This is a genomic window from Pseudomonas sp. RW10S2 (assembly GCF_014268985.1).
GTDB lineage: Bacteria > Pseudomonadota > Gammaproteobacteria > Pseudomonadales > Pseudomonadaceae > Aquipseudomonas > Aquipseudomonas wayambapalatensis.
Map to the genome: position 1 here is coordinate 44,507 of NZ_JABWRO010000020.1, position 10,569 is coordinate 55,075.

The 10,569-nt window shown below is 63.6% G+C and carries 8 protein-coding genes; 6 read left to right on the forward strand and 2 right to left on the reverse strand.

Annotated elements, in window-relative coordinates; all coding sequences use genetic code 11:
• Nucleotides 1-18: 18 nt before the first annotated feature.
• On the reverse strand, nt 19-651 hold the full coding sequence (locus HU729_RS07005) for a TetR family transcriptional regulator (RefSeq protein ID WP_186709310.1): 633 nt from the start codon (nt 649-651) through the stop codon (nt 19-21).
• Nucleotides 652-904: 253 nt separating this feature from the next.
• Here HU729_RS07005 and HU729_RS07010 point away from each other — a divergent pair, with 253 nt between their 5' ends.
• The 5 genes from HU729_RS07010 to HU729_RS07030 all read left to right on the forward strand — a co-directional run bounded on the left by HU729_RS07010 (nt 905) and on the right by HU729_RS07030 (nt 9,319).
• On the forward strand, nt 905-2,059 hold the full coding sequence (locus HU729_RS07010) for an efflux RND transporter periplasmic adaptor subunit (protein WP_186667279.1): 1,155 nt from the start codon (nt 905-907) through the stop codon (nt 2,057-2,059).
• 3 nt (nt 2,060-2,062) lie between these two features.
• Nucleotides 2,063-5,215 carry a multidrug efflux RND transporter permease subunit TtgB gene (gene ttgB / locus HU729_RS07015; RefSeq protein ID WP_186667280.1) on the forward strand — a complete coding sequence of 1,051 codons (3,153 nt, stop codon included), beginning with the start codon at nt 2,063-2,065 and terminating at the stop codon, nt 5,213-5,215.
• On the forward strand, nt 5,212-6,657 hold the full coding sequence (locus HU729_RS07020) for an AdeC/AdeK/OprM family multidrug efflux complex outer membrane factor (protein ID WP_186667281.1): 1,446 nt from the start codon (nt 5,212-5,214) through the stop codon (nt 6,655-6,657). Before ttgB ends, HU729_RS07020 begins: the two co-directional genes overlap by 4 nt.
• A gap of 285 nt (nt 6,658-6,942) precedes the next feature.
• Entirely contained in the window at nt 6,943-8,196 is a 1,254-nt protein-coding gene (locus HU729_RS07025; RefSeq protein WP_186709311.1) for an OprD family porin, read from the forward strand.
• 139 nt (nt 8,197-8,335) lie between these two features.
• Nucleotides 8,336-9,319 (forward strand): LysR family transcriptional regulator, encoded by a 984-nt coding sequence (locus HU729_RS07030; RefSeq protein ID WP_186667283.1) that lies wholly within the window; start codon nt 8,336-8,338, stop codon nt 9,317-9,319.
• Here the strand turns inward: HU729_RS07030 and HU729_RS07035 are convergent.
• Nucleotides 9,219-9,914 (reverse strand): Crp/Fnr family transcriptional regulator, encoded by a 696-nt coding sequence (locus HU729_RS07035; protein ID WP_186709312.1) that lies wholly within the window; start codon nt 9,912-9,914, stop codon nt 9,219-9,221. The two genes, HU729_RS07030 and HU729_RS07035, sit on opposite strands and share 101 nt — an antisense overlap.
• A 92-nt stretch (nt 9,915-10,006) precedes the next feature.
• Here HU729_RS07035 and HU729_RS07040 point away from each other — a divergent pair, with 92 nt between their 5' ends.
• A complete protein-coding gene (locus HU729_RS07040; protein ID WP_186709313.1) occupies nt 10,007-10,531 on the forward strand; it encodes an Mpo1-like protein in 525 nt (174 codons plus the stop codon).
• Nucleotides 10,532-10,569: the final 38 nt, after the last annotated feature.

Genomic DNA, 10,569 nt, shown 5'->3' on the forward strand with positions numbered 1-10,569 from the left:
ACAATCCTTAACAAAGTGTCATTTGCGCAGGGCCAGGCTCAAGCGCAGCATATCCAACCCTGTGTCGACCCATTTTTCCGCATCGCGCAGCAGGTCGAAGCTGTCCGGCAGCAGCAGCCAGCGCCCGATCAGGCCGTCGACATAGGCGAACATGGCGATGGCCGCACGCTCGACATCCAGGTCGGCGGGCAACTGGCCACGGCGTACTGCATTGGCCAGGGCACGGGAAATGCCCTCGTGGCATTCGACGATGGCGCCTTGTCGCTGCTGGCGGATCTCACACATCTCATCGGTGAACTCGCACTTATGATGCAGGATTTCATTGATACGCCGGGTCCTGGCGTCCAGTACCAGCTCGTTGAGCACTTGCAACAGCAGCTTGCGCATGCAGCCGAGCGGGTCGAGTTCGTCCTCGCTTTCGCTGGCACGCGCGAGGTGGTCATGGGTCTCGTGCAAACTGTCGAGCAGCGCCTGGACCAACTCGGCCTTGTTACTAAAATGCCAGTAGATCGCACCACGGGTGACCCCCGCGATCTCGGCGATATCGGCCAAGGTGGTTCGCGCAACTCCGCGCTTGTAGAAAGCCTTTTCCGCCGCCTCGATGATCTGGGCGCGGGTTTCCTGGGCTTCCTCTTTGGTTCGACGGACCATGGCAGCTCAACCTCATCTGAGCCCGGCACAAGATCGCACGGGCTTTAAACCGGGTTCACCTCTGCAGGGCGGCTCCCGGGTGCATTAATCACGTTTTGCGGTAGTAGCCTGGTACCACCACGCGGTATTTACAAACAACCATGAATGTAAGTATATTCGTTAGTAAGCTACTAATCCACCGGATAGCGATTTTTCTTAAAAGACTCTTCCACTATTCTTGAGCTCCCCCTGCTCCTGCGACCCGAGGATCCTCATGCAATTCAAGCCAGCCGTTACCGCCCTGGTTTCCGCCGTCGCCCTGGCAACCCTGCTCAGTGGCTGCAAGAAAGAAGAAGCCGCGCCCGCAGCGCAGGCTCCTCTGGTCGGCGTCGTCACCCTGCAGCCGCAGGCCTTCACCCTGACCTCGGAACTGCCGGGGCGCACCAGCGCCTACCGCATCGCCGAAGTCCGGCCACAGGTCAACGGCATCATTCTCAAGCGCCTGTTCAAGGAAGGCAGCGACGTCAAGGAAGGGCAGCAGCTCTACCAGATCGACCCTGCCGTCTACGAGGCCAACCTGGCCAACGCCCAGGCCAACCTGCAGGCCACCCGATCGCTGGCCGAGCGCTACAAGCAACTGATCGACGAGCAAGCCGTCTCCAAGCAGGAATACGACGACGCCAATGCCAAACGATTGCAGGCCGAGGCATCGCTCAAGAGCGCGCAGATCGACCTGCGCTACACCAAGGTGCTGGCACCGATCAGCGGTCGTATCGGTCGCTCCTCGGTCACCGAAGGCGCGCTGGTGAGCAACGGCCAGACCAATGCCATGGCAACCATCCAGCAGCTCGACCCGATCTACGTCGACGTGACCCAGTCCACCGCCGAGCTGCTCAAGCTGCGCCGTGACCTGGAAAGCGGCAAGTTGCAGAAGGCCGGCGACAACGCCGCCAAGGTCCAGTTGGTCCTCGAAGACGGTAGCAAGTTCGCCGGCGAAGGTCGCCTGGAGTTTTCCGAAGTCTCGGTCGACGAGACCACCGGTTCCGTGACCCTGCGCGCCGTCTTCCCCAACCCCGACCACACCCTGCTGCCCGGCATGTTCGTGCATGCCCGCCTGCAGGCAGGGGTCAATGCCAACGCCATCCTCGCCCCGCAACAAGGTGTGACCCGCGACCTCAAGGGCGCGCCCACAGCACTGGTGGTGAACAAGGATAACAAGGTGGAACTGCGTCAGCTCAAGGCCAGCCGCACGCTGGGCAACGAGTGGCTGGTCGAGGAAGGCCTCAACGCGGGCGACCGCCTGATCACCGAAGGGCTGCAATATGTGCGCCCGGGTGCCGAGGTAAAGGTCAGCGAAGCCACCAACGTCAAGAAGCCGGCCAGCCCTGAACAGGCCAGCGCAGCGAAAGCAGACGCCAAAGCGGAGTAAACCATGTCGAAGTTCTTTATCGATCGCCCGATCTTCGCCTGGGTGATCGCCTTGGTGATCATGCTGGTCGGGGCCTTGTCGATCCTGAAGCTGCCGATCAACCAGTACCCAAGCATTGCGCCGCCGGCCATCGCCATTGCCGTCACCTACCCGGGTGCCTCTGCGCAGACCGTGCAGGACACCGTGGTGCAGGTCATCGAGCAGCAGCTCAATGGTATCGACAACCTGCGTTATGTATCGTCGGAAAGCAACTCCGACGGCAGCATGACCATCACTGCGACCTTCGAGCAGGGCACCAACGCCGACACGGCGCAGGTCCAGGTGCAGAACAAGCTCAACCTGGCCACCCCGCTGCTTCCACAGGAAGTACAGCAGCAAGGTATTCGCGTCACCAAAGCCGTGAAGAACTTCCTGCTGGTGATCGGCCTGGTCTCCGAAGATGGCAGCATGACCAAGGACGACCTGGCCAACTACATCGTCTCCAACATGCAGGACCCGATCTCGCGTACCGCAGGTGTCGGTGACTTCCAGGTGTTCGGTGCCCAGTACGCCATGCGTATCTGGCTCGACCCGGCCAAGCTCAACAAGTACCAGTTGACCCCGGTCGATGTGCGTACCGCAGTCACCGCGCAGAACGTGCAGGTCTCCTCCGGCCAGCTCGGTGGCCTGCCCGCCATGCCGGGTACCCAACTCAACGCCACCATCATCGGCAAGACCCGCCTGCAGACCGCCGAGCAATTCGAGAAGATCCTGCTCAAGGTCAACAACGATGGCTCGCAGGTACGCCTGCGCGACGTCGCCAAGGTCGGCCTGGGCGGCGAGAACTACGCGGTCAGCGCGCAGTTCAACGGCAAGCCGGCATCGGGCCTGGCGGTCAAGCTGGCGACCGGTGCCAACGCCCTGGATACCGCCAAGGCGCTGCGCAAGACCATCAGCGACCTGGAACCGTTCTTCCCGCCAGGCGTGAAAGCGGTGTTCCCGTATGACACCACGCCGGTCGTCACCGAATCGATCAGCGGGGTGATCCACACCCTGATCGAGGCCGTGGTCCTGGTGTTCCTGGTGATGTACCTGTTCCTGCAGAACTTCCGCGCCACCATCATCACCACCATGACCGTTCCGGTGGTGTTGCTGGGCACCTTCGGCATCCTTGCGGCCGCAGGCTTCAGCATCAACACCCTGACCATGTTCGCCATGGTCCTGGCCATCGGCCTGTTGGTGGACGACGCCATCGTCGTGGTGGAGAACGTCGAGCGGGTCATGTCCGAGGAAGGACTACCGCCCAAGGAAGCCACCAAGCGCTCGATGGAGCAGATTCAGGGCGCGCTGGTCGGTATCGCCCTGGTGCTGTCGGCGGTACTGCTGCCAATGGCCTTCTTCGGCGGCTCCACCGGCGTGATCTACCGCCAGTTCTCCATCACCATCGTCTCGGCCATGGGCCTGTCGGTACTGGTAGCGCTGATCTTCACCCCGGCCCTTTGCGCGACCATGCTCAAGCCCTTGAAGAAGGGCGAGCACCACACGGCCAAGGGCGGCTTCTTCGGCTGGTTCAACCGTAACTTCGACCGCAGCGTAAAGGGCTACGAGCGCAGTGTCGGCACCATCCTGCGCAACAAGATCCCGTTCCTGCTGGCCTATGCGCTGATCGTTGTGGGCATGATCTGGCTGTTCAGTCGCATCCCCACCGCGTTCCTGCCTGAAGAAGACCAGGGCGTACTCTTCGCCCAGGTGCAGACCCCGGCCGGTTCCAGTGCCGAACGCACCCAGGTGGTCGTCGACAAGATGCGCGAATACCTTCTCAAGGACGAAGCCGACACCGTGTCGTCGGTGTTCACCGTGACCGGTTTCAACTTCGCCGGTCGTGGCCAGAGCTCGGGCATGGCGTTCATCATGCTCAAACCTTGGGGCGAGCGTTCGGCCGAGAACAGCGTGTTCAATCTCTCGGCCCGCGCCCAGCAGCACTTCTTCAGCTTCCGCGATGCGATGGTGTTCGCCTTCGCACCGCCGGCAGTGCTCGAGCTGGGTAACGCCACCGGCTTCGACGTGTTCCTCCAGGACCGTGCCGGCGTCGGCCACGAGAAGCTCATGGAAGCGCGCAACCAGTTCCTGGCCAAGGCCTCGCAGAGCAAGATCCTCTCTGCGGTGCGCCCCAACGGCCTGAACGACGAGCCGCAGTACCAGCTGATCGTCGACGATGAGCGCGCCAGTGCCCTGGGCGTCACCATTGCCGACATCAACAACACCCTGTCGATCGCGCTGGGTGGCAGCTACGTCAACGACTTCATCGATCGTGGCCGGGTCAAGAAGGTGTACATCCAGGGCGAATCCAGTGCCCGCATGAGCCCCGAAGACTTGCAGAAGTGGTACGTGCGCAACGGCCAAGGCGAGATGGTGCCGTTCTCCTCCTTCGCCTCCGGTGAATGGACCTACGGCTCGCCGAAGCTGTCGCGTTACAACGGCGTGGAAGCAGTCGAGATCCTCGGTGCCCCGGCGCCGGGCTACAGTACCGGTGAGGCCATGGCCGAGGTCGAACGCATCGTCGGCGAACTGCCGTCGGGCATCGGCTACTCCTGGACCGGCATGTCCTACGAGGAGAAGCTCTCCGGTTCGCAGATGCCGGCGCTGTTCGCCCTTTCGCTGCTGTTCGTGTTCCTCTGCCTGGCAGCGCTGTACGAAAGCTGGTCGATCCCGATCGCCGTCGTGCTGGTGGTGCCGCTGGGTATCATCGGTGCACTGATCGCCACCAGCATGCGCGGGCTGTCGAATGACGTGTACTTCCTCGTCGGCCTGCTGACGACCATCGGCCTGGCGGCGAAAAACGCCATTCTGATCGTCGAGTTCGCCAAAGAGCTGCACGAACAGGGCAAGAGCCTGTTCGATGCGACGATCGAGGCGTGCCGTATGCGTCTGCGCCCGATCATCATGACCTCGCTGGCCTTCATCCTCGGCGTGGTACCGTTGACCATCGCCAGCGGCGCGGGCGCCGGCAGCCAGCATGCCATCGGCACCGGCGTGATCGGCGGCATGATCAGTGCGACTGTGCTGGCGATCTTCTGGGTACCGCTGTTCTTCGTAGCAGTGTCGTCGCTGTTCGGCAGCAAAGAGCCGAAAGCAGACGCCACCCCTGAAACTCCACGTAATGAGGCTGGGCAATGACCAAGTCTTTGTTGTCCCTGGCGGTAACCGCTTTCATTCTCGGCGGCTGCTCGCTGATTCCCGACTACCAGACCCCGGAAGCACCGGTGGCCGCGCAGTGGCCGCAAGGCCCTGCGTACTCGCCGACCCAGTCGGCCGACGTGGCCGCCGCCGAACAGGGCTGGCGCCAGTTCTTCCACGACCCGGCACTGCAGAAACTGATCCAGACCTCGCTGGTCAACAACCGCGACCTGCGTGTCGCCGCGTTGAACATCGACGCCTACCGCGCGCAGTACCGCATCCAGCGCGCCGACCTGTTCCCGGCGGTCTCGGCCACCGGCAGCGGCAGCCGCCAGCGGGTTCCGGCCAACCTGTCGCAGACCGGTGAGGCGAACATCACCAGCCAGTACTCGGCAACGCTGGGTGTCAGCGCGTACGAGCTGGACCTGTTCGGCCGCGTGCGCAGCCTGAGCGAGCAGGCCCTGGAGACCTACCTCTCCAGCGAGCAGGCGCGTCGCTCCACGCAGATCAGCCTGGTGGCCAGCGTGGCCAACGCCTACTACACCTGGCAGGCCGACCAGGCGCTGCTGAAGCTGACCGAAGAAACGCTCAAGACCTACGAGGAAAGCTACAACCTGACCCGCCGCAGCAACGAGGTCGGTGTGGCTTCCGCGCTCGACCTGAGCCAGGCGCGCACCGCCGTCGAAGGCGCGCGGGTCAAGCTGTCGCAGTACCAGCGCCTGGTGGCGCAGGACCTGAACAGCCTCACCGTGCTGCTGGGGACCGGTGTACCGGCCGACCTGCCGGCGCCGCTGAAGCTCGACGCCGACCAGCTGGCCGACGTGCCGGCGGGCCTGCCGTCCGACCTGCTGCAGCGGCGTCCGGACATCCAGGAAGCCGAGCACCTGCTCAAGGCTGCCAACGCCAACATCGGCGCGGCCCGCGCCGCGTTCTTCCCGAGCATCAGCCTGACCGCCAACGCCGGTACCCTGAGCCCGGACATGGGCGGGCTGTTCAAGGGTGGTTCGGGGACCTGGCTGTTCCAGCCGCAGATCAACCTGCCGATCTTCAACGCCGGCAGCCTGCGGGCGAGCCTGGACTACTCGAAGATCCAGAAGGACATCAACGTCGCCAAGTACGAAAAGACCATCCAGACCGCCTTCCAGGAAGTCTCCGATGGCCTGGCCGCGCGCAAGACCTTCGAGGAGCAGTTGCAGGCCCAGCGTGACCTGGTTGCCGCCAACCAGGATTACTACCGTCTGGCCGAGCGTCGCTACCGCATCGGTATCGACAGCAACCTGACCTTCCTCGACGCCCAGCGCAACCTGTTCAGTGCCCAGCAGGCGCTGATCAGTGATCGCCTGTCGCAGCTGACCAGCGAGGTCAACCTGTACAAGGCGCTTGGCGGTGGCTGGTACGAGCAGACCAACCAGCAGGCGTCGGTGGCCACACCGAAAGGCTGATTGGCCTGGCAGCAGCATCGAGCCCACCCTTCGCGGTGGGCTTTTTGTTTGGCGGTGCCGATGATTGCCCGACGATAGGGCCAACACCGCCACCCAATTAACCACCCGGAACATTGCGTTCGATTATCGCCCGCAACCGTTTGCAACGAATTGCCACTCCACCGCCCTTCCGCGCACCATCGCTTGCGCAACGTTGCACAGTTCATCCCAAAAAAAAGCGTCGACCTGCAGGCTCGTACCCTGCAGCGCTCCGACTCGCCCATAAAAACAAGAGATCCACGACAGATGAGCATTCTGCAACCCACCCGCCCGCTGCTGCCGGGCCTGCTGGCCATGTCCTGCGCCCTGCCCGTCCTCGCTGCCGACGGCGGCTTCATGGAAGACGCCAAGGCCACCCTCAACCTGCGCAACTTCTACATCAACCGTAACTTCGTCGACCCGGCCAAGGCCCAGGGCAAGGCCGAGGAATGGACGCAAAGCTTCATCCTCGACGCCCGCTCCGGGTTCACCCAGGGCACCGTCGGCTTTGGCGTCGATGTGCTGGGGCTGTATTCGGTCAAGCTCGATGGCGGCAAGGGGACAGCCGGCACGCAACTGTTGCCGGTGCACGACGATGGCCGTCCCGCCGACGACTTCGGTCGCCTGGGTGTTGCACTCAAGACCAGGATTTCGCAGACCGAAGTCAAGGTCGGCGAATGGATGCCGGTGCTGCCGATCCTGCGCTCTGACGATGGTCGCTCGCTGCCGCAGACCTTCCGCGGCGGCCAGATCACCTCCAGGGAGATCACCGGGCTGACCCTGTACGCCGGCCAGTTCCGTGGCAACAGCCCACGCAACGACGCGAGCATGGAGGATATGGCGCTGTCCAGCCGCCCGGGCTTCACCTCCGACCGCTTCAACTTTGCCGGCGGCGAGTACAGCTTCAACGACAAGCGCACCCAGGTCGGGGTGTGGGATGCCCAGCTCAAGGATATCTACCGCCAGCAGTACTTCAACCTGGTGCACAGCCAGCCCTTGGGCGACTGGACCCTGGGGGCGAACCTGGGTTACTTCATCGGCAAGGAAGACGGTGCCGAGCGTGCCGGCAAGCTGGACAACCGCACCGCCTCGGCCATGCTTTCGGCGCGCTATCAGGGGCATACGTTCTATGTCGGCCTGCAGAAGGTCAGCGGCGATGACGAGTGGATGCGAGTCAACGGCACCAGCGGCGGCACCCTGGCCAACGACAGCTACAACGCCAGCTTCGAGAATGCCAAGGAACGCTCCTGGCAACTGCGCCACGATTTCAACTTCGCCACCGTCGGCATACCCGGGCTGACCCTGATGAACCGCTACATCAAAGGCGACAACGTGCATGTCGGCAGCATCACCGACGGCAAGGAATGGGCGCGCGAGAGCGAACTGGCGTACGTGATCCAGTCCGGTACGTTCAAGGACCTGTCGGTGAAATGGCGCAACTCCACCATGCGCAGGGACTTCAGCACCAACGCCTTCGACGAGAACAGGCTGATCGTGAGTTATCCGTTCAGCCTGTTGTGAAAGTCCCGGCGCGCTTGGGGGGCGGGCTTGTCCGCCCCTTTTCAAATAACAAAAACAGCTAAATAGCTAACCAAACCATCGTTGACGGAATAAGTAACAAGGTCTAAAACGAGCCCTCTTTACTCCGCAGAATCTCGATATGGACCTTCGCCAACTGCGCTATTTCATCGCCCTCACCGAGTACCGCAGCTTCGTCCACGCTGCCGAAGCCATGGGCATTACCCAGCCCGCGTTCAGCCGCGCCATCCAGGGCCTGGAGCAGGAGTTCGGCTGCGCCCTGGTCGATCGCGGCAACAAGACGCTGCAACCGACACCCGAGGGCCAGGTGGTGCTGCAACATGCACGACGCCTGGTTCAGGGGGCCGCACAACTGAGCAACGACGTGCTGCAGATGACCAAGCTCGACGCCGGCGAGCTGCATTTCGGCAGCGGCCCGGCCCTGGCCGCAAGGCTGGTGCCCGACGCCCTGCAGCAGTTCATCACCCGGCATCCGGGGATCCGCACCGAGCTGCAGGTGGACAACGCCGAACGCCTGGGCCAGGCCCTGCGCCGCGAGCAGATCGAGTTCTTCGTCGACGATATCCGCCCCTTCGAGGCCGACCCCAACTTCCATACTGAGCCGCTCAACCCGCGCCCCGGCCTGTTCTTCTGCCGCCCCGGCCATCCGCTGTTGGCCAAGGACAGCCTGTCGACCAACGACCTGTTCGCCTACCCCCTGGCCAGCGCCCTGCTCACCCCCGGTGTACGCAAGCGCCTGGCCAACCTCAGCGGACGCAGCGACTTCATCCCGCACCTGCAGACCGAACACCTGGCCGTGCTGCGCAGCGTAGTGCTGGCCAGCGATACCCTCGGCAGCGCCAGCGAGGAAGCCGTGGCCGAGGACCTGGCCGCCGGGCGCCTGGTACGCCTGCACTGGCGCAACCTGCCGCCGGGGCTGGAAGTGCTGAGCGTGCGTTGCGGGGTGATCAGCCGCAGCGGCTATCGCCTGTCACCGGCAGCACGGGCGATGATCGATACCCTGGTCAGCCTGGATGCGCAGCCATCTCCCGCAGCCTCGGCGCATCGAGGATCAGCACTTCGCCATAGCCCAGTTGCACCACCCCCGCCTGCTCCAGCGCCTTGAGGATCTGGTTGATGGTCTGGCGCGACAGCGACAGCATCAGCGCCAGTTGCTCCTGCGACAACTGCAGGCGCCATTGGGCAACATCGCGCTCGCCATAGCCTTCGGCGATCTGCAACAGCCGATGGGCCACACGCGGCCCCGCGGCCAGCAGGTGCTGCTGCTCAAGCGCGACGAACACCCAGCGCAACTTGTGGCTCATCAGCAACGCCAGGTCGCGCCAGTGCTGCGGATGCTCCGCCAACCAGTCGAGCAGCGCTGCCTGAGGGATCCACAACAGTTGCGTGACACCTTCGGCAAAGGCATCGTGGGTGCGTGGCTGGCCGTCGAACACGCTGATCTCGCCGAACCAGTAAGGCGGCTCGACCAACGTCAACAGCGCTTCCTTGCCCTCACGGCTGACCGCGCCGACGCGCATGGTGCCCTCCAGCACCGCATACAAACCGCAGGGCGGATCACCACGCTGGAACAGGCACTGTCCGGCCGCCAGCTCACGTGAACGCGCCAATGCCAGCAGGCTATCCTGAACTTGAGCGGGCAACTGCCGAAACCACTGGCCGTGGCTCAACTGCGCACGCCAGGCTTGGGGGTTGTCCATGACACCTCTTCTGAACGGACTCTGTCGGCCAGGCGACAGACGACGGCGGATGAACGGGGCAAGCTGTCGCTACCCCTGATGGAGGAACAACAATGAAAAACCTCGTCGAACACCTGAGTCAATACGCGGCCTATCATCGCGACCCGCGCAACATCGCCACGCACTTCGTCGGCATTCCACTGATCGTACTGGCGGTCAGCATCCTGCTGTCACGACCCGGCTGGCCTGTTGCCGGGGTCTGGCTGTCGCCGGCGCTGCTGGTGGCGGCAGCGTCGGTGTGGTTCTACCTGCGCCTGGACCTGCGCTTCGGGCTGGTGATGGGCGTATTGCTTGGGCTGTGCCTGTGGGCAGGCGAATGGCTGGCGCTGCAAAGCACCGGGCTGTGGCTGAGTGCCGGGCTCGGGGCCTTCGTGCTGGGCTGGATCATCCAGTTCGTCGGGCATGCCTACGAGGGCCGCAAGCCCGCCTTCGTCGACGATGTCAGCGGCTTGATCATCGGGCCACTGTTCGTGGTTGCAGAACTGGCGTTCATGCTTGGGCTGTGTGCCGGGCTGAGGCAGGCCGTGGAGGCCAATGCCGGACCTGTGGCGGTGCGCGGGAAGAAGGCGGCTGTGTAGACGCTGGAACAGTGCTGAATGTTTCGCGGGCAAGTCGC

Coding starts and splice junctions, on each gene's coding strand:
- HU729_RS07035 (WP_186709312.1), bottom strand. CDS start 9,914: ATGGACAACCCCCAAGCCTGGCGTGCGCAGTTGAGCCACGGCCAGTGG.
- HU729_RS07020 (WP_186667281.1), top strand. CDS start 5,212: ATGACCAAGTCTTTGTTGTCCCTGGCGGTAACCGCTTTCATTCTCGGC.
- HU729_RS07025 (WP_186709311.1), top strand. CDS start 6,943: ATGAGCATTCTGCAACCCACCCGCCCGCTGCTGCCGGGCCTGCTGGCC.
- HU729_RS07040 (WP_186709313.1), top strand. CDS start 10,007: ATGAAAAACCTCGTCGAACACCTGAGTCAATACGCGGCCTATCATCGC.
- HU729_RS07010 (WP_186667279.1), top strand. CDS start 905: ATGCAATTCAAGCCAGCCGTTACCGCCCTGGTTTCCGCCGTCGCCCTG.
- HU729_RS07030 (WP_186667283.1), top strand. CDS start 8,336: ATGGACCTTCGCCAACTGCGCTATTTCATCGCCCTCACCGAGTACCGC.
- ttgB (WP_186667280.1), top strand. CDS start 2,063: ATGTCGAAGTTCTTTATCGATCGCCCGATCTTCGCCTGGGTGATCGCC.
- HU729_RS07005 (WP_186709310.1), bottom strand. CDS start 651: ATGGTCCGTCGAACCAAAGAGGAAGCCCAGGAAACCCGCGCCCAGATC.